This is a genomic window from Parafrankia elaeagni (assembly GCF_000374165.1).
In the GTDB taxonomy this organism is placed as follows: domain Bacteria; phylum Actinomycetota; class Actinomycetes; order Frankiales; family Frankiaceae; genus Parafrankia; species Parafrankia elaeagni.
In genome coordinates this window covers 60,662-79,481 of the sequence record NZ_KB893715.1, presented here as the reverse complement: position 1 = coordinate 79,481, position 18,820 = coordinate 60,662, and the positions used below count along the sequence as shown (strand labels likewise).

Here is an 18,820-nt window from a genome sequence, read left to right as displayed (position 1 = left end):
GGCCGGTAGCCGTACGGAGCCGGCCGGGTTGCGGCTCCGGCGGGGCTCCGCGCAGGCTCAGGCCGTCCCGCCCGGCGGTCCGGGCCATCGCGGCGATGAGGTGTTGAGTCAGACCCGACAGCGAGGACGGGCATCCCGCCGGCTGAGGTGCGAGACGAGGGCCCTCATCTCGCGCATGAAAGTGAGACAGATCACCGAAACTGCCATGCCTCGGCGATGGATCGGACTGAACAGGGATTGTTCAGAACGCTATGCTAGGGCGATGAGGGAGAATGGCGATGCGCTGCACCGCATTCGGGAGGGTGCGATCGCCGCGATCGCCAGACACGGGGTGCGGAAGCTTTCCATGATCGATGTTGGTGCCGAGGCCCGCGTCTCGCGGGGCACGCTCTACCGACACTTCACCTCCCGGGCCGCCCTGCTGGACTCGATCGAGGACCACGTCCTCGAGTCCTTCGAGTCAGCGGTGACACGGGGCGTGGCCTCCGATCCAGATCTTGATCGTCGGGTCAACGTAGTGATCGCCGCTATTCTCGACTTCGGTCGCCATCCCGATCTTGCGCGGATTCTCGTCTCCGAACCGACCCTCGTCCGGGACTTCATGACGAGGAACTTCGACAAGATAGTCACTCCGGTCGCGAGGGCGCTGGCTCCCGTCGCGGGCGACGACCATTCCGGCCTTCCCCGGCTCGACCCGTGGTCCGTGGCAGAGATCCTCGTCCGGCTATGCTTTTCCTATGCCCAGGTGAATCCATCCAACGGACTGCGCTCCGCGGAGGACCTTGACCAGGTGGTCGACCGTCTCCTCGGCCGCGAGGCACGGGCACTACCCGCTGGAGTGGACGCGCGATGGGACGAGGTCTCCGAACTCGGTTCCTGAGTTTTCCCCAGTTTCTGCGCGCTGAATCCGTACGTTCCGCCGCCGTTCACACGAGGCAGCGATGTGACGGCGGAAAGCTCCGCCGTCGTTGATCGTCGACCCCGGGCGCATGCCGCACTTGGTGACGATGAGCACCTCGCCGCGCCGGCCCGACCGGGCGAGCACGTCCCCGACGACGCGCTCGCTCTCGCCGGCGTGGTGAAGTCAGTCGTGTCGATCATGTTGATGCCGACACCGAAAGCGCTCAACAGCATGCTCTCCGATATCGCCGTATCCTGCCGCGCCACCGAAGTTCAGCGCGCCCAGAGTGAGAGCGGAACGCTGGACCGTTGCCCGCGGGACTGGCGCCGGGCGGCTCCCGCTAACCGGCCCCACCCTGGATCCCGGAGCCAGACTTGACGGTTTGATGCGAAAAGAACAAGATTTGATAAAAGTGTACCGTTGTGGGACGCTTCGGTCTTGGTCGACCCTTGCTCCGGGCGAGGGGATGGGAGTCTCCGAATGTCTTTGACCGCTTGTCACATCTGCGAACTCGGCTCATCCGCCACGGACGCCCAGATCGTTTACCGGGATGGCGAGTGGACGATAGCCAGCCCGGTCCCGGTCCCCGGCTGGATGATGCTCTTCCCGGACCGGCACAACGACGGCGCCTGGGACGTGGACGAGAAGGCGGCGCTGCGGCTGGGACCTCTGCTCGTCGCCCTGACCGGGGCGGTCCGCGAGGCTACCGGGGCCGAGCGCGTGTACTCCATGTACCAGGGGGAGAACGCGCTGCACTTCCATTTTCTGGTGATGCCACGCGGGGCGGACGTCCCCCAGGAGTGGCGGGGCGCAGGCCTGGTCGGCAGACATGCCGAACTCGTCGACGCCGACAGGTCGGCCGTGGTACTCGACAAGGTGCGGGAGCTGCTCGGCGCGCGTCTCGGCACCCTGTGATCGGTAGCGGTGGAGTGAGGAGATCGCGTCCCGGCTGGCCGGGACGCTCACGGACCGGGGCCGGTTCGAGGAGCGCTGGGAGCCGACGTCGGGGAGACAGCGAACCGGCTGGGTCAGGTTCGGACGCACCCGTGAGAGTCATCCGCCGGCAGCTCTCCGACCCGCCGGCCCTTTCCCCTGACCGGCAGCGCGACGCCCTCGACCAGATCATCACAGAGATCACCCGGCCCACGAAACACAACGATCACCGCGAACGCTCCCACCCCCACGCCGTCCGGCGCGCCGCCCCGAGCCGCTTCCCCGTCAAGCAACCCGGCGAGTGGCCCTGAGACCTGACCAGTTACGTGTGAGCTGTAGCACTAAACAGTTTGGGCGATAAATGTCCATTGGATACTTTTCGTCAAAAATGCGTCGCCAGTCACAGCGTGAACTCGCGAATCGCGATCTAGACTGGGAGACGTGGCTACTTCCGCGGACACCCCGCAGCGGATCCTCTCGAGCGCCTTCACGGTCCTCGCGCGGCTGGGGTCGCAGCGCCTGACCATGGCCGACATAAGTCGCCAGTCAGGCCTTTCCCGCGGGACTGTGTACCGGTACTTCTCGACCAAGGACGAGGTGCTCGCGGCACTCGCGACGCACTTGAGGACGACCTTCGAGACGCAGCTCAACCGGATGATCGCCAGCCAGCCGGGGCTCGATCGGCGGGTCGACGTGGTTGTGGAACACCTGCTGTCCTTCACCCACGACTCCGAGTTCCTGAACGTCGTGGATGTCGATCCCTGGTTTGTCCGGTCTTTCCTGGCCGACCATATCGACGAACTCATCACCCCGGTCGCACGTGCGCTCGCGCCCGCCGCGGGCAGCGTTCGCCAGGATCTCGCGCGGCTCGATCCGTGGCAGGTCGCGGAGATCGTGGTCCGGCTGGCCGCGTCGTATCAGCAGGTGCCACAGGGATGCGGCAGCGACGCGAGCGTCTCCCTGCGTGATGCCACCCGGTCGATGCTGGGCTGTCTCCCTGTACACACGGCCACCGTCCCCGCCCAGGGGGCCAGGCCGACCTCACACGCGCCCTACTTCCTGTCGGCACGCACCGTGACCGAAGTGGATAGCCCGCTCGCCTCCACAGGCTGAGCACAGCTGCCGTAGGGGCCGGCGGGCAGCCATGACGGCCCTCCACAGCGACTAGCGCATGTAAAACAGCCTCTGTACAGTGCGACGCATGCTGTGGCTGGCCGCTCGAGGCCAGCCACGTATGTCGACTGACGGAGCCAGCATGAACCGACCGGTGGCCAGGACCACCTCCGGCACGACGGAACAACCGATCTGGCACCACCGGTCCAGCCAGCTTGTTCCGTCCGGCCGCGGCCTCACGTGACCCTGGACGATCCAGAGGTACGGCACCAGAAGCCGATGAGACTCCTCGACAGGTGCGCGGTGGTCACCGGTGCGGGCGGGGGTGTCGGCCGCATGTTCTCCCGAGCTCTGGCCGACGAGGGCGCGCGGGTGGTCGCCGCTGACATCGACGTGGCCAAGGCAAATGTGACCGCGGCCGAGATCGTGGCCAAGGGTGGCGAGGCGATCGCCGTCGCGGTCGATGTCACCGACAACTGGTCACCCGAGGCGATGGCGGAGGAAGCGATCGCCCATTTCGGCGGCATCGATATTCTAGTCAACAACGCGGGCCGACACCTCCGCCAGTACTACGCGAGCAGTCTGGAGATCTCCGGGGAGGCACTCCACGAGCTGTTCGCCGTCAACGCCTTGGGCCCGCTGATGGCCGCCAGAGCCTGTGTGCCGAGCATGCGTGCACGCGGGGGAGGAGTGATCATCAATCGGTCGTCGGTGGCGGCGTACGTGCCTCGTAATCCCTACGGCGTCTCTCGACTCGCAGTCAACGGACTGACGATCGCCCTCGCGAGCGAGCTGGCGAAGGACAACATCCGCGTGAACGGCATCGCCCCGAGCCTTCTCGACAACCGGCTCACCCTGCGTTCCCTCTCCCTCGACGAGCAGGACCGCCTGATCGCCGCCCAGAAGATCCAACGCCACGGCCGCAGCCAGGATCTGGTGAGTACGCTGCTTTTCCTGGTGACGGACGACAGCAGTTTCATCACGGGCCAGACCATCACCGTCGACGGTGGGAGGGTCGACCGGATCTGAGCGCTCGCGCCCTCCAGCTGGAAGGGCACGAATCAGCTCGTCCCTGTCTGCCGACCCCGACGCACACCGGACGAGGCGCTGGAGTATCCGGGCGGCGTCCTTGACGCCCTCAGAACTCAATACGTAATATACATCCGATGCCCAATATGTTACATGCCTGCGGGACACCCCGCGAGATGCTCCGGGCCGACCGTCCCAGCCTCGACGGTGCGGACGGTGTTGCATGAGCCCCGAGCGTCGCCCGGTCGCCGTGGTCACCGGGGCCTCCCGAGGTACCGGTCTCGCGATCTCCCGGGCACTCGCCGCAGACGGCTACCGCGTCGGACTCCTCGCCCGCCCGGGAGCCAGCCTGGACGCCGCCGCCGGAGAGCTGGGCGAAGCCGCTCTCCCGCTGCCCGCCGACCTGTGCGATCCCGATGATGTGCGGGCCGCGTTCGCGCAGGTGGCCGACCGGTTCGGCGCGCTCGACGTGCTGATCAACAACGCCGCGTCCGCGCGGCCCCACCGGATCGAACAGGCCAGCGATGACGAGCTGCGCCAAGAGGTGGGCACCAACCTGCTCGGCCCGATGTACACCGTGCGGGCCGCGGTTCCGCTGCTGCGACGATCGCCCCGGCCGCAGATCATCAACATCTCCTCGGAGTCGGTCACCGACCCGTTCCCCTACCTGGTGGTGTACGCCGCGACGAAGGCGGCGCTCGAGACAATCACCTACGGGTTGACTCATGAGCTGCGTGCCGACGGCATCCGCGTCACATTGCTGCGCATAGGCCAGACCGTGACCACCTTCAAGGACAGCTGGGACGAGGCGATGCTGGCCGAAGCGTTGGCCGCCTGGGAGGCCGGCGGGTTCAAAGCCCGGGTCTCGGGCGCCGTGGCCCAGCCACCGGAGCGGGTGGCCGAGGCCGTCCTGGTCACCCTCAGGCAGGCGCACGGGTCGGTGATCAGCGAACTTTCGGTCCGGGCGTTCAGCTGAGCGCACCGCCTGACCGATCCTCTGGCCTCGGCCGCACCGTCCTACGGGCTGCCGGATGAAATCGATGACTGTGGAGGTAGTCGATGACGGACGTGCTGGCGGGCGTGCGGGTACTCGAGGTCGCCATGTGGACGTTCGTCCCCGCGGCGGGAGCGATACTCGCGGAGTGGGGCGCCGACGTCGTGAAGGTGGAGCATCCGGTGTCCGGGGATCCCCAGCGGGGCCTCATCAACTCCGGATTCATGCCGGCCGCCTCCGGCGGCCTCAACTACATGATCGAGGTTCCGAACCGGGGCAAGCGCAGCATCGGCATCGACCTGAAGAACCCCGAGGGAATCGCGCTGCTCTACAAACTCGTGGAGAACTCCGACGTCTTCGTGACCAACTTTCTGCCGGAGGCCCGCCGCAAGCTAGGAATCGAGCTGGCGGACATCCGCAAGCACAATCCGGACATCATCTACGTTCGCGGTTCCGGTCACGGCCAGCGCGGCCCCGATGTCGATCAGGGCGGCTTCGACTCCGCCACCTACTGGGCACGGGGCGGTATCGGCTACGCACTGTCCCCGCCGGAGCAGACCCATCCCACCCGGATGCGTTCCGCGTTCGGGGACGTGACGGGCGGGCTGTCGATCGCCGGCGGCATCACGGCGGCGCTGTACCGGCGGCAGAAGACCGGGGTGCCCTCGGTGGTGGATGTCTCGCTGCTGGGCGTCGCGCTGTGGAACCTCTCGGTCGATGTCGCCTCCGCGCCGCTGCGCGAGGGTCAGGACGTGTTCCGCTACGACCCTGAGAACCTGGTGAACCCGACCGTCGGCATCTACCGCACGAGCGATGGCCGTCACCTCAACCTCACCCTGCTCCAGTCCGATCGGTACTGGGCGGAGCTCGTCACCCGGCTCGGTCATCCTGAGCTGGTCGAGGACCCCCGGTTCGTCGACCACGGAGCTCGCGGTCGCAACTCTCGCGAATGCACACAGACCCTCAAGGGGATCTTCGAGTCGAAGACGCTCGCGGAGTGGAAGAATGCTTTCGTCGGCTTCGAAGGCGTCTGGGCTCCGCTGCAGACCCCGGCCGAGGTGCACCAGGACCCGGCTGTCATCGCCAACGGGCTGATTCGCACCCTCGAGACCACCAGCGGTCAGCCGCTGGCGGTCGCCGCCAACCCCGTCCAGTTCGACGAGACCCCGCCCGATACACCAGCCGCGCCCGCCCACGGTCAGCACACCGAGGAGCTTCTGCTGGAGCTGGGCCTGTCCTGGGAGGACATCATCGCCCACAAGGAGTCAGGCGCCATTCTCTGAGGCCTCGACACGAGAGCCGCCGGCACCCGCGCGACCGAAGGACGACGAGGGCCCCGAGCCGATGCCGGCTCGGGGCCCTCGTGCCGGCCCGGTTCACCTCAGCCGGCCGCCACGCCCCACAGGATGGCCTTCGTCTCCAGGTACTCGGCCAGCCCGGCCTCGCCGAACTCCCGGCCGATGCCGCTGAGCTTGTACCCGCCGTACGGAGCCTGGGGGCTGATACCGCCACCACCGCCGTTGAGCGCGATCTGCCCGGTTCGGACCCGCCTGGCGACAGCAAATCCGCGCGCGGGGTCTCCACTCCACAGCGCACCGTTGAGCCCGAAGTCGGTGTCGTTGGCGACCGCGACGGCCTCGTCGTCGTCCCCGACCGGGATGACCACGGCGACGGGCCCGAAGATCTCCTCACGGGCGATCCGCATGGTCCTCTTCACCTCGGTGAAGATCGCCGGGTTGACGTAGTAGCCGACATCAAGGTCAGCGGGACGTCCTCCGCCATGAACCAGATTCGCGCCCTCGGACACCCCGATCCGGACGTACTCTTCGACGCGGGCCCGCTGCGCCTCGCTGATCATCGGGCCCAGGTCCGTCGCGGCATCACGCGGATCCCCCACCTTGAACGACGAGACCAGCGCCGTCAGCCGCTCCACCGCCTCGTCGTGCAGGCTCTCGTGGATCACCAGGCGGCTCATGCAGCCACAGCCCTGGCCGCTGTTACGGACGAAACTGTAGGCAAAGTGCTCGACGGCCCGCTCGACATCGGCATCGTCCAGGACGATGTCGGCGTTCTTGCCGCCCAGTTCGAGGACCACCCTCTTGATGGTCGGCGCGGCCTGGCCGAGGATCGCACCCCCGACCGGAACCGAGCCGGTGAAGGTGACGACGTCCACCCCGGGATGGGAGGACAGCCGCTGGCCCGCGTCGGTGTCGTCCGAGGGGAGGATGTTGAGCACCCCGGGGGGGAATCCCACCTCCGCGGCAACCTCGGCGAGCAGCAGCGCGGTCAACGGTGTGGTCGGCGCCGGCTTGAGGACCACCGTGCAGCCGGCCGCGAGGGAGGGGCCGAGCTTCGAGATGGCGACCAGGAACGGGTAGTTGAACGGGGTCAGCGCGGCGACGACCCCGGCCGGCTCCTGCACCACGACGCCCTGACCGAGGCTCGCTCGGCCCGGGGCACCCACTGACGGCGGCAGCGGCCGGCTGAAGGAGTAGGTGGTGAGCACCCGGTCGACCATGTCGGACAGATGCTCGAGCGCCGCCTGCACCTGGAGACCGTTGGCCAGGAAGACGGGCGTGCCGACCTCGGCGATGACGAGGTCGGTGATCTCCTGCTTGCGTTCGACGAGCCGGTCGCGGAAGCGGCGGAGCACCACGGCCCGCTCGGCCGGTGTCGTCCTTCCCCATGGGCCGGTGTCGAAGGCCTGGCGCGCGGCCGCCACGGCCCGGTCGACGTCCGCGGCCCCGGCGTTGGCGACCTCGGCGATCACCTGCTCCGTTGCGGGATTGACGACCGGCAGCGTTCTGCCGCCAGTAGCTGGCACCCACCGTCCATCAATGTACAGCTGGTGCTCCACGCGAGCTCCTCTCGGGGAAGCGGATTCATCACGCCCACCCAGGCACAAGACGCCCGGACCCACGACACATGACAACAGGACACCTGAACGTGAGGCGCCACGAACGTGAGACGCCACGAACGTGAGACGCCATGAGCTTAAGACATATTGAACATAGATAGTTACACCTGCACTCAGGCTAGGTCGGGCGAGCCCGACGGTCAAGGTCGGCCGCACCCCGAGGCACACAACACCGAACCGCCACCCCACCACAGATGATCTACACATAGGAGACAGATTCCGCCTAAAATGTAGATCCGTGTGACGCGTCGTGACGCAGAATCGAGGTAGGCATGCCGAGCAGCCCTGCCCAAACGGCCCAGGTCGCTCCTGGCGAGAAACCGCACGGGGAGTCTCCCGGCACCCCCGGCGCGCCGGCCGCCCGAACCCCCCCGGCCCGCCAGTCTTTCGCTCTCGCCGATGCCTGGTGGCCGCTCGGCCATCGGGCTGAGATCACCACCAGTCCCGTCCCGGTGCTCCTGGGCGCACGGTCCCTGGCCGTCTACCGCGACCATGCCGGCATCGTGTGTGCGCTCGCCGACCGCTGCCCGCATCGCCGGCTGCCGCTGTCCCTGGGCAGGGTCAACGAACAGGGACTGCTGCAGTGCGGCTACCACGGCTGGGCCTTTGACGGCCGCTCCGGGCAGTGCGCGTTGATCCCCAATTTCCGTCCGGGCGAGAAGCCTTCGAGCCGCATCGCCGTCGCAGCCTTCCCCGTCGTCGAGACGGGCCCCTTCGCCCTCGCCTGGACCGGGGGGACGGCGACCGCGCCGCCCGCACCCGGCTGGCTCGACGGTGGCGCGCCCAGCCGAGCGGCGGCGGAGCGTGACGGATCCCCCGCCGGCTGCCCACGGACACTCGCCGGCACCGTCGAGGTCCGCGCCCCCCATCGGCAGGTCGCCGACGCGCTGCTGGTCAACCCCGGTGCGGCGCTCGGCCTGGGATGGTTGTTCGGCTCCGGAGACGAGATCGCGGCCCCGTGGGTTCTCGACCAGAAGCCTGACGGCGCCGCCGTCTCAGTTCGCCGGGAGCGACTGACCTTCGCGGTCCGCAGGATCGCGACCTACGATCGGGCGCTACGCGGTTCCCGGGCAAGCACGGTCACCATCGCCTCCGGCGGTTCCCTCCTCCTCGTGGAGAGCGACACCACTCCCGCGCTGCACCAGGCCCGTGTCGCGCTGGGGCTGACGCCGACCGGTGGCTACCGGACCGTCGTTCGCTGGCATCTCACAGTGGCGGGCCCAGGCGGGGTCGCGGCCCTGGTCGCGGCCCGCGTCGCGCTGACCCGGAGCACCCGCGCGGCGCGCCGACTGGAGCAGGCGGCTGACCGCTCGGCCACCGTCGCGGATCCCGCCGTCGACCTCATCCACCCGGAGCCCACGACAACGACAACAAGCGCGTGATGACGAACAGGAGAAGTCATGAGCACCGGTTACAGCGCTGTCTCGACTGAGGTTCCGCACGTATCCGGTGACCGTGGGCCGCAGACCGACGACCCGCTCGGCGACAACGCACCGGACGAGCGGACCCGACGCCGTTCGACCTCGATCACCACGGACTTCCGGCCCGGGTCGTTCGGCCTGCGCGACACCTGGTTTCCCGTTGCGCACACCAGCCTCGTCGGCCGGCGGGGACTGCGCCGCGCCATCCACGGGCTGCCCGTCCACCTGTGGCGTTCGGAGGGTTCGCTGGTCGCCAGCGAGGACTCGCCCGCCGATCGGGAGCGGGGCCGGAGGCGGGCGAGCTCTTTCACCGGCGGCAGCGGGTTCTACCCGAGCGTCGAACGATATGGGTATGTCTGGGTCTGGTACGGGGATCCGGCGAACGCTTCCCCCGATCTGATCCCCGCAATCCCGTTCCTCCCCGAGGACCGCGGCCTGCGTCGTCACCAGCTCGCCAACGTGGTCTTCGACTGCAGCTACGAGCTGGTCTGCGAAAACCTTCTCGACCTGACCCACGCCGACTACCTGCATTCGTCGCTGACCGGCGACGCCCTCTCCGATGACGACGTCGTGGAGGTGACATCGACCTCGGAGACGGTGACGATGACGCGCACCGCGACCGGGCGCCGGACGCCGAAGGCGCAGCGTCAGCTCGCCAAGTCCGAGTTCCAGGACTTCAGGGCAGTGACGCTGGTGTACGTCCGCAGCGGGGTCTGCCTGCTCCACGGCGATTTCCGGCCGGGGATGTCGGTCCGGATGGTCCACCCCGCCAACCCCGAGAGCACGAACCGCTGTCGCACCACGGTCTCCTTCAACCCCCAGCGCGGTCCGGCCTGGGCCCGGGCGATGATGCCGCTGTCCGCCCATCTCGTCGGGCGCCAGGACAACTGGGCGCTGAAACCGCAGAACTCCCTCTACCTGCGCCCTGACGGTGAGAAGGACCTGAACTCCCGGTTCGACACCGCTGGCCTGCGCTACCGCAGGCTCTTCCTCGCTCTGGTCGAGCGGCAGATCCGGGGCGACACCAGCTATCTGGCCGACGGCGACCCGGGCCGCGACGTGACGGCCGAACTCGGACTGGACCGGCCGTAGGTACCCGTCGAGCCGCTGGAGCTGACCTCGCGCGAGCCGACGCTGGTCGACCTGAAAATCAGTCGGCCTTACATCAGTCGCAGACAGGCCGGTCCTCCTCGGTGCTTCCCGAGGAGGACCGGCCCGCGACGTGCGAGGCCAGGTGTCAGCCGCCAGTCGCCGGGATCAGCGGGGTCACCCACTTGCCGTCCGTCGGGACGATCTCGCCGTCCTCGACCTTTCCGAACTGGATGCTCTGGTTGAACAACCGGCTGAGCCCGGGGAGGCTGGCCGGCTTGTCCGTGGAGTACGGCGGGAGGATTCCCTGCATGTCCAGATTTTTGATTGTGCCCAGTTCGGCGAGCAGGCTGGGCCCGTCGATCTCGGACAACTGCCCCTCCTCGATGACCTTGGCCACCGTCTGCACCGCGAGCCAGGCGCCTACCGACCAGTCGCTGAGCTTGGCGTCCGGCGCGAACTGCTCCATGTCCGCCTTGAAGGCCTTCATGCCGGGAACGTCCGAGGTGAGCGGCGCGTACAGGCTGGCGACCGTCAGTCCCTCCGCGGCCGCACCCAGCTTCTCCACCAGGTCCGCGTCGATGGAGGGCGTCGCGAACGGCAGGTCGATGCCGGCCTGGCGGGCCGTCTGAATGAACTTGATCGTTTCCGAGGGCTGCAGAGCGATCACGATGCCGTCGGAGTCCCGAGCCGCCGCCGCGGCGAGCGGAGCCACGTCGGTGGAGCCCAGCGGGACCGGAACCTTGGCACCGAGTTCCGCGCCGGTGCCCCTGAGGCCGACCTCGACGAACGCCGTGGACGCGGCGCCCTGCGAGATATCGGTGTAGACGATGCTGACCTTCTCCGCACCGGCCTGCGCCAGTGCGCGCGCCGCTCCCGCGATCGCCGTGGGGGCACCCGCCATCAGCGGGAAGGCGATCTCGCTGGAGAAGTCGGACGGCGAGATGGCGTAGTTGCCGACCGCCGGGATGTTGGCCTCCTCCAGGATCGGGTTCGTCGCGTCGCCCTGGCCGCTGATTCCACCGACCACCGCGACGACGTCATCGGTCACAGCCTGACGGGCACAGGCCGTGGCGGTGTTCGGGTTGAACTTGTCGTCACAGGCTTCGATGCGGATCGGGCTGCCGTTGACGCCACCCCTGGCATTGATCGAAGCCGCCGCGGCCTCCGCCGCCGCCACGGACATCGTGGTATCGGCCTGGTTCGCCGCCGTCAACTGCGAGATGATCATGAATTTGATCGGCGGCCCGGTCGGCTCCGGACCGACCGCTGTGGCACCGCCGGACGAGGCGTCCGACGAGTCGTCGTCACTGCCACATGCCGCCAGGCCTAAGGACGCGGCAAGCGTGAGTCCCAGACTCAGTGAAACTAAACGGGTTGCCCCCTTGCGGACAGCCACCACTACCCCCTTATGTGAACAAGACAACTGAGACAGCGGGAACATACTTCGTTTCATTAGTGCAATGGAAGACGTCGTCGAGAGTCTCCGTGGACGTGCCGAAAAAGTCACGGCGTGTGGTCGGCAGTCGGGTACGGGCACACGGCTCCCGGCAACGACGTCGAGGCCCATGCCTCCTCCACGAGAGGGAAACACGGGCCGACGAAGTACGGCGTCCCGGCGCGGTAGCCGTGGGACGCGGTAGCCGTGGAATCAGGCGGTGAGCAGGAAACAGCCTCCCAGCGGTCCGCCACCGGCCCCCACCACCGCCACCTCGGCCCCCGCCACCTGGCGCTCGCCCGCCCGCCCCTGCAGCTGGACCGCGGCCTCGTAGAGCAGGCTGTAGCCGTGCACCCGGCCGCCGGACATCTGGCCCCCGCCGGTGTTCAGGGGCAGCTCACCATCGAGATCGATGCGGCTGCTCCCGGCGACGAACTGCGCGGCCTCCCCGCGGCCGCAGAAACCGAGGGCTTCCAGCCAGATCAGCGTCAGGATGGAGAACCCGTCATAGAGTTGGGCGACGTCCACGTCGGACGGACGCAGATCCGTACGCGTCCACATCTGGCGGGCGGCGTCCGCTGACGGGAAGTCCAGCGGATGGGACCACTGGTCCCAGAAGGGACGGGTCGACAGCGCGCTGCCCAGGGCCGCGATCCGGACCGGCGAACGCAGGTCCGCCGCGGTGTCCGCGGCCGAGACCACGATCGCGACCGAGCCGTCGGCCGGCACGTCGCAGTCGAACAGGCAGAGTGGGTCCGAGATCATCCGGGCGTCCAGGTAGTCCTGGATGGTGATGGGCGTCCGGTAGACCGCGTCCGGGTTGCGACCGGCATGCCGCCGGGAGGACACCGCGAGCCCGCCCACCTGCTCGCGGGTGGCGCCGTACAGGTGGAAGTACCGCTGCGCCACCTGTCCCAGCCAGTGCACCGCCGTGACCGAACCGAAGGGCCGCAACCACTCCTGGAGCCCGACCACTCCGACGACGTCCGCCGGCGAGGTCGTGTTGCGCCCGCCCCCGCGCTGCCCGGTCGATTCCGAGGTGGTCCGGTAGACCAGGACGTGACGGGCGTAGCCCGACGACACCGCGAACACGGCGGACATCACGGCGGCGAGCTGGCTCGGGCCGTCCTGGACGGCGGCGTGCCAGACCAGTTCGAGCCCGAGAGCGTCCTGGACCCGGCCGGTCGCGGGACCGCAGAATCCGGGGGCAGCCGGGTACTCCCCGGGCCAGCCCACCAAGCCGTCGATGTCGGCCAGGGTGAGGCCCGCGTCGGCGACGGCACGACGGCACGACTCCGTGGTCAGGTCCAGGTCGGACCGGCCCAGCCGGCGGCCGAGCCGCGAGAGCCCGACGCCGCCGATCACGGCGCCGTCCTCGGGACGCCGGTCACCCATGCCGCACCGCCCGCGGCGAGAACAGCGGGAGGTAGACGTCATCGGCGCCGCCAGCGCCGTCGTCCCGCCCGTGGTGCTCGAACACGACCCCGACCTCCATACCGATCCACACGTCCTCGGGCTCGACGTCGACCAGCCTGGTGGTCAGGTGCACGTCGTCCTGCTCGGCGAGGGCGACGATCGCCAGCACGTACGGAACCTCCAGCCACGGGATGAACCGCTGCCGGTTCACCGTGTAGGAGAAGACCGTCGCCCGCCCGCTGACCGGAGCCGGGCCCAGGCCCTCATGTCCGCAGGCGCGGCACGAAGGAGTCGGTGGGTGCGCGAACCGGGCGCAGCTCGCACAGCGCAGGATGCGCAGCACTCCGTCCGCTCCACCCCGCCAGAAGTACGTGGTGTCCACCGACCACTGCGGCCAGGGAATGCGCGCACCCACCGGAGCCTCGCGGATCTCGGCCGCGGGCGCCGGAGCGCCGGCGGACGGTCTCCCCGCTCCCGCCAGCGTCACAGGTGCACCGATATGGCCCGCTCAGGGCAGCCCTGGTAGGCCCGCTGGGCGTTGTCCTCACTGCCGGGAGGGATCACCCGTTCGTCCACCGCCGAGTAGCCCAGATCGTCGAGCGGAAAGTTCTCGGGATCCAGTCCAAAGCACAGGGCATGCCCCTGGCACTTGTCGTGGTCGACGGTGACGCGCACGGGAGCGACCTCCTCACTGTGGGCCCCGCGTGAGCTGGGGCCCGCCCTTCCTGTCGGTGGTGACAACGGACGGCGAGTCTCAGACCTGCGGGATCGGCGCCGGAGTGAAGTCGAAGACCCGGATCGCGTTGCCCTGCAGAATCTTGTACACCTCTTCGTCGGTGCGGCCGGCGAGCCGCGCATGGATCACCTTGCGCGAGTTCGGCCAGGACGAGTCGGAGTGCGGGTAGTCCGTCTCCGCCATGACGTTGTCGATGCCGATGGCGTCGAGGTTCGCGACCCCGAACTCCTCGTCGATGAAGCAGCCGTAGATGTGATCACGGAACAGCTGGTGCAGGTCGGCGTCGAGCACCTCGGGGGGAAGCGACGCGCCGTCCTGGCCCTTGATCGAAACGCCGTCCTTGCCGGCCCAGTAGCGGTGCCGGTCCAACACGTAGGCGGCACGCTCCAAAGTCGCCGGGATCCAGCCGATGCCGCCCTCGGAGAGCGCCACCTTGATCTGCGGGAAACGTACCAGGGCACCGCTGAACAGCCAGTCGGTCAGGTTGTTCATGGCGTTGAGGGGCTGCAGCACCACACTGACCATCATCGGGCAGTCGGGCGCGGTGGTCGGCATCCGCGACGACGACCCGATGTGGGTGCAGACCACCATGCCGGTGTCCTCGGCCGCCTTCAGCACCGGGTCCCAGTAGCGCCCGGCGTCGTACAGCGACGGCAGGCCGAGGGCGGAGGGGCCCTCGGAGAAGCAGAAGCCGCTGGCGCCCTTGTCCTTGCAGCGCTCGATCTCCTTGACCGCGAGCTGCGGATCCCACAGCGGGATCAGCGTCAGCGGGATGAACCGCCCCGGCGCCGAGCCACACCACTCGTCGATCATCCAGTCGTTGTAGGCCTGCACGCACAGCAGGGCGAGCTCACGGTCCTCGGCCTCGTGGAAGACCTGGCCGCAGAAGCGGGGGAAGGACGGGAAGCAGAGCGAGGCGAGCACCCCGTCGACGTTCATGTCCTCGAGCCGGGCCTTCGAGTCGTAGCATCCCGGCCGCATCTCGTCGAACCGCAGCGGCTTGGTGGTGAACTCGGACCGGGCTCGCCCGGCCGAGGCACCGAGCCCCGTCGTCGGGACCTTCTTCCCCTCGTACACCCAGTACTCTTCGTCGCCCTCGCGGACGACCTGGGGGGCTACCTCCGCGTACTTGGCCGGCAGGCGGTCCAGCCACACCCTCGGGTGTTCGAGAACATGATCGTCAACAGAGATCATCCAGTCCAGCTGAGCACGATCGGTGAAACTGGGGGTCGTGGACGGACTGGCCATCGCTGTCTCCTAACTGGGGGGTCGCCGCTGTACCACGTCGCACCGGTTCCTCGTTCGTACCGGCACGACATGGAGATCGGCCGGCGGTCCGAGGTGGTCCCGACCTGCCAGCCAGTACGACGTAACAACTTTAACGCATTTTGTATATTACGTATTGCGTCATTGATCGTCAAGCGGTCAGTCTGTGGACCGGTCCCAGCCGCGTCCCGACAGAGGCCGGACACGGTCGGCGGCGACGGCCCGACACGAGCGCCCCGAACCACGGCAGGCGTCGACACGCTCGTCCGGATCGTGCACAGGAGTGCATCGCGCAGCCAGGGCGAGCACAGGTCAGGACGAAGCCCACGACTCCGGAGGCCGGCGAGGGCGCCGGTCCCGAGGAACGCCCTGGCACTCACCAGAACGTCACGACTACCATCCAAGACTTGAACATGTAGAACAGTCTGCGTCTAGTATGACTCTCGCCATCTCGGCTGGCCGACCAGGTAGCCCGGGGTGTGGCGACTGAAGGGAGCCACTATGGGTCGAGTATCAGGAAAGGTCGCTTTCGTTACGGGAGCCGCCCGGGGGCAGGGCCGGAGCCACGCACTCCTGCTGGCCGAGGAGGGTGCCGACATCATCGCGGTCGACATCTGCGAGCAGACCGAGTTCGCCAACTACCCCCTCGCCACCGCGGACGATCTGGCCGAGACTGTCGCACTGGTCGAGAAGCTGGACCGGCGGATCATCGCACGCACCGCCGACGTGCGGGACCGGGCGGCTCTCGTCTCCGTTGTCGCGGACGGCATCGCCGAACTCGGCCGTCTGGACATCGTTGTCGCCAACGCCGGGCTCTGCCCGCTGGGTGCCGATCTACCGGCCGCCGCGTTCCTGGAAACGGTCGAGGTCGACCTGGTCGGGGTGATCAACACTATCTCGGCGGCTCTGCCCCACCTTGGCGCCGGAGCCTCGATCATCGCCACCGGTTCCGTGGCCTCCCTGGTCGTCGGCCATACGGACAGCCCCACGAACGGTCCAGGCGGTGCCGGCTACGCCCACGCCAAGCGCGCGATCGTGCCGCTGGTACGGGATCTCGCGCTGGCGCTCGCCCCGGAGATGATCCGGGTCAACGCGGTGCACCCGACGAACTGCGACACCGGCATGCTGCAGTCCGAACCGATGTACCGCCTGTTCCGGCCGGATCTCGAGGCGCCGACCCGCGAGGACGCGGAGTCGGCCTTCGCATCCCTGCAGGCCATGCCCAACGTTCCGTACATCAGCCCGCGAGAGGTCAGCAACGCCGTCCTCTTTCTCGCGTCCGACGAGTCCAGGTACGTCACCGGTCTACAGCTCAAGGTCGACGCCGGCGCCACTCTCAAGCAGCCGAACCTCTCCTAGGCACAGCCCGGTACGCGAACGGCCGACAGCGATGATCGAAATGGCGGTCACAGAGAATGCGTTTCGCACCACCCGCCCCCGGCACATTATCCAAAAGGAGTTCGTAGCATGTTGATTGATTTGCATGCGCATCAGATGACCCCGGAGATGTTCGACCAGCACGAGCACTGGGGTCCGTTCTGGGACGACGGTACGCTGCGGATCGGTGACTGGAAGCTGGGCACGAAGCGGTACCCGGGCGGGCCGACCCCGAAGACCCAGGACCAGCTTTTGGAGCTGTGGAAGCCGGAGCCGCGGTTGGCTGCGTTCGACCGGGCGGGCATCGACAAGGTCGTGCTCTCGATGCCGCTCCACATGGTCATGTACCACACCGATGTGGACTTCGCGACCCGGTGGGCGCAGACGGTCAACGACAGCTTCGCCCAGTACTGCTCGTCAAACCCGGAGAGGTTCTACTTCTGGGCGCAGATCCCGATGCAGGACCCCCAGGCCGCGGCGAAGGAACTCGAACGTGCCGTCACCCAGCTCGGGGCGCAGGGCGTGAGCATCGGCGGGGACAACTTCGGCGGCCGCCACGCCCACGACCCGGCACTGTACCCGGTCTGGGAGAAGATCTCCGAGCTGGGTGTGCTGGTGTTCGTGCACGGCTTCAACCAGTCGGTGACGTGGGGTGACCGGGCGTGTGACGACCCGTTCGACACCACGTCGATCATCGGTATGAACAGCGATGAGACACTCTTCTACTGGTACATGACGAACGGCGGGGTCCTCGACGACTTCCCCGACCTGAAGATCCTCATCACGCATGCTGGTGGTTTCGTGCCGTTCCAGCTCGGCCGGTTCAACCAGACGAACAAGACGATGGCTCCGGACTCGAAGAACAAGAAAGAACTGATCGAGTACAACCCGCACTTCTACTACGATCTCGACATCCACTCGCCGATCATGCGTAAGGCGATCATCGACGAGGTCGGGGTCGACCAGATGCTCTACGGAGACAACTTCGCCGGGTCCGACGTCCACGACGGTGACCTCACCGACGGCCTCGGCCTTTCCGAGGCCGACCAGGCGAAGATCCGCAGCGAGAACGCCATCCCCCTTCTCAAACTCTGATTCTCAGACCCTGACGAGCGAGGGTCCACGACAACGAACGGTGCCGCTGGCGGCACCGTTCGTTGTCGTCTGGCCAGATAGTCGTCTGGTCTGATATCGGTAGCTGATGCCGATCCGGGAAGCGAGCCCGATGGGAGGACAGCCGGCGGGGGGCCTTCGTCAGCGCACGCCGCCGCCGACGGTCAGCAGGCTTCCCGTGTCTCTCGCCTGTGAACGACCGGCCACAGGCCGCCCGACACCCGCCCCGCCAAGTGATCGACATTGCATCTAGAACAGACAGTGCATATGTGCTCAGGCGTTGCACTGGATGAGCCCGAGTCGGATCAGCGGTGCCGCGGGACTAAAGGCCGGGGGGGCGGCTCTGGTATCTGGGAAGGTGCTGCCCACCGTCGACGTGGATGGTCTCCCCGGTGACGTAGCGGGCGTCCTCGGAGGCGAGGAATACCGCCACCGGCGCGATGTCCTCCTCCGGATCGCCGACCCGACCGAGAGGATTGCCGGCCACGGCCGGCGCGATGGCGTTGACAAGGACGTTGTCACGTGCCCATTCCATCGCGGCCGACCTGGTCAGGCCGCGGATTGCGTCCTTCACCGCGTTGTAGTCGGAGTGCAGCCAGGCACCGGCCTCGGCGTCGATCGAGTAAAAGTTGATGATGCGACCGCCACCGGCGGCTCGCATCGCCGGCAGCGCGGCCCGCATCGCCCACCAGGTCGCCCATAACCCGGAAGTCAGCACCGAGCTGAGCATCTCGTCGGACTTCTCCTCCAGCACCACGTTCGGCGACAGAGCGATCGCGTTGTTCACGAGAATGTCGAGGCTACCGAACCTCTGGGAGGTCTCCTCGACAGCTGTGACCACCTGCTGCTTCTCGCGCACGTCGCAGGGCAGGAACACCGCCTGTCCGCCCAGTTCGGCGATCTCGGCGGCCACCGAGGCACCGGCGGCCTCGTCGATCTCGGCGACGAGGACCGCCGCCCCCTCACGCGCGAACCGGCGGGCGATGCCCCGGCCGATCCCCTTGCCCGCTCCGGTGACAAGCGCGGCCTTTCCCGCCAGCCGTCCTGTGTCAGGCACCATCGCCCGCCCGACCTCCC

The 18,820-nt window shown here is 67.9% G+C and carries 18 protein-coding genes; 11 read left to right on the top strand and 7 right to left on the bottom strand.

Features of this window, described 5'->3' with window-relative positions:
* The first annotated feature begins 175 nt into the window (after positions 1-175).
* The 7 genes from B207_RS36790 to B207_RS0109840 all read left to right on the top strand — a co-directional run bounded on the left by B207_RS36790 (position 176) and on the right by B207_RS0109840 (position 6,253).
* Positions 176-880, top strand: coding sequence for a TetR/AcrR family transcriptional regulator (locus B207_RS36790; protein ID WP_084692081.1), 705 nt, complete (start codon positions 176-178; stop codon positions 878-880).
* A 501-nt stretch (positions 881-1,381) separates the two neighbouring features.
* On the top strand, positions 1,382-1,816 hold the full coding sequence (locus B207_RS33300) for an HIT family protein (protein ID WP_154675251.1): 435 nt from the start codon (positions 1,382-1,384) through the stop codon (positions 1,814-1,816).
* A gap of 131 nt (positions 1,817-1,947) precedes the next feature.
* Positions 1,948-2,145, top strand: coding sequence for a hypothetical protein (locus B207_RS0109860; RefSeq protein WP_018636361.1), 198 nt, complete (start codon positions 1,948-1,950; stop codon positions 2,143-2,145).
* Between the two features lie 130 nt (positions 2,146-2,275).
* Entirely contained in the window at positions 2,276-2,947 is a 672-nt protein-coding gene (locus tag B207_RS0109855; protein ID WP_018636360.1) for a TetR/AcrR family transcriptional regulator, read from the top strand.
* Positions 2,948-3,250: 303 nt separating this feature from the next.
* Positions 3,251-3,976, top strand: coding sequence for an SDR family oxidoreductase (locus B207_RS0109850; RefSeq protein ID WP_018636359.1), 726 nt, complete (start codon positions 3,251-3,253; stop codon positions 3,974-3,976).
* 223 nt (positions 3,977-4,199) lie between these two features.
* Positions 4,200-4,952, top strand: coding sequence for an SDR family oxidoreductase (locus B207_RS33295; RefSeq protein WP_018636358.1), 753 nt, complete (start codon positions 4,200-4,202; stop codon positions 4,950-4,952).
* Between the two features lie 83 nt (positions 4,953-5,035).
* The gene (locus tag B207_RS0109840) at positions 5,036-6,253 is read left to right on the top strand and encodes a CaiB/BaiF CoA transferase family protein (protein WP_018636357.1); all 1,218 of its coding nucleotides are present in this window, start codon (positions 5,036-5,038) and stop codon (positions 6,251-6,253) included.
* 98 nt (positions 6,254-6,351) lie between these two features.
* Here the strand turns inward: B207_RS0109840 and B207_RS0109835 are convergent, their stop codons facing one another.
* Positions 6,352-7,827 carry an aldehyde dehydrogenase family protein gene (locus B207_RS0109835; protein ID WP_026310892.1) on the bottom strand — a complete coding sequence of 492 codons (1,476 nt, stop codon included), beginning with the start codon at positions 7,825-7,827 and terminating at the stop codon, positions 6,352-6,354.
* A gap of 332 nt (positions 7,828-8,159) precedes the next feature.
* Between B207_RS0109835 and B207_RS0109830 the strand changes: the two genes are divergently transcribed.
* Entirely contained in the window at positions 8,160-9,269 is a 1,110-nt protein-coding gene (locus tag B207_RS0109830; protein ID WP_018636355.1) for a Rieske 2Fe-2S domain-containing protein, read from the top strand.
* 18 nt (positions 9,270-9,287) lie between these two features.
* Positions 9,288-10,400 carry a hypothetical protein gene (locus B207_RS0109825; protein ID WP_018636354.1) on the top strand — a complete coding sequence of 371 codons (1,113 nt, stop codon included), beginning with the start codon at positions 9,288-9,290 and terminating at the stop codon, positions 10,398-10,400.
* Positions 10,401-10,545: 145 nt separating this feature from the next.
* On the opposite strand, the gene B207_RS0109820 is transcribed toward B207_RS0109825, so the two are convergent.
* From B207_RS0109820 to B207_RS0109800, 5 genes are all read right to left on the bottom strand, one after another.
* Positions 10,546-11,967 (bottom strand): ABC transporter substrate-binding protein, encoded by a 1,422-nt coding sequence (locus tag B207_RS0109820; RefSeq protein WP_084692077.1) that lies wholly within the window; start codon positions 11,965-11,967, stop codon positions 10,546-10,548.
* Positions 11,968-12,048: 81 nt separating this feature from the next.
* Positions 12,049-13,230 carry a thiolase family protein gene (locus B207_RS0109815; protein WP_018636352.1) on the bottom strand — a complete coding sequence of 394 codons (1,182 nt, stop codon included), beginning with the start codon at positions 13,228-13,230 and terminating at the stop codon, positions 12,049-12,051.
* Positions 13,223-13,738 (bottom strand): Zn-ribbon domain-containing OB-fold protein, encoded by a 516-nt coding sequence (locus B207_RS0109810; protein ID WP_018636351.1) that lies wholly within the window; start codon positions 13,736-13,738, stop codon positions 13,223-13,225. Before B207_RS0109810 ends, B207_RS0109815 begins: the two co-directional genes overlap by 8 nt.
* On the bottom strand, positions 13,735-13,926 hold the full coding sequence (locus tag B207_RS0109805; protein WP_018636350.1) for a ferredoxin: 192 nt from the start codon (positions 13,924-13,926) through the stop codon (positions 13,735-13,737). Before B207_RS0109805 ends, B207_RS0109810 begins: the two co-directional genes overlap by 4 nt.
* A gap of 79 nt (positions 13,927-14,005) precedes the next feature.
* Positions 14,006-15,181: an amidohydrolase family protein gene (locus tag B207_RS0109800; protein ID WP_230204942.1), complete on the bottom strand. Its 1,176-nt coding sequence runs from the start codon at positions 15,179-15,181 to the stop codon at positions 14,006-14,008.
* Between the two features lie 573 nt (positions 15,182-15,754).
* On the opposite strand from B207_RS0109800, the gene B207_RS0109795 reads away from it, so the two are divergent.
* Complete coding sequence (locus B207_RS0109795; RefSeq protein ID WP_018636348.1) at positions 15,755-16,612, top strand: mycofactocin-coupled SDR family oxidoreductase; 858 nt, start codon at positions 15,755-15,757, stop codon at positions 16,610-16,612.
* Between the two features lie 108 nt (positions 16,613-16,720).
* Positions 16,721-17,725: an amidohydrolase family protein gene (locus tag B207_RS0109790; RefSeq protein ID WP_026310888.1), complete on the top strand. Its 1,005-nt coding sequence runs from the start codon at positions 16,721-16,723 to the stop codon at positions 17,723-17,725.
* Positions 17,726-18,065: 340 nt separating this feature from the next.
* On the opposite strand, the gene B207_RS0109785 is transcribed toward B207_RS0109790, so the two are convergent.
* Entirely contained in the window at positions 18,066-18,803 is a 738-nt protein-coding gene (locus tag B207_RS0109785; protein WP_018636346.1) for an SDR family NAD(P)-dependent oxidoreductase, read from the bottom strand.
* Between the last annotated feature and the right edge of the window lie 17 nt (positions 18,804-18,820).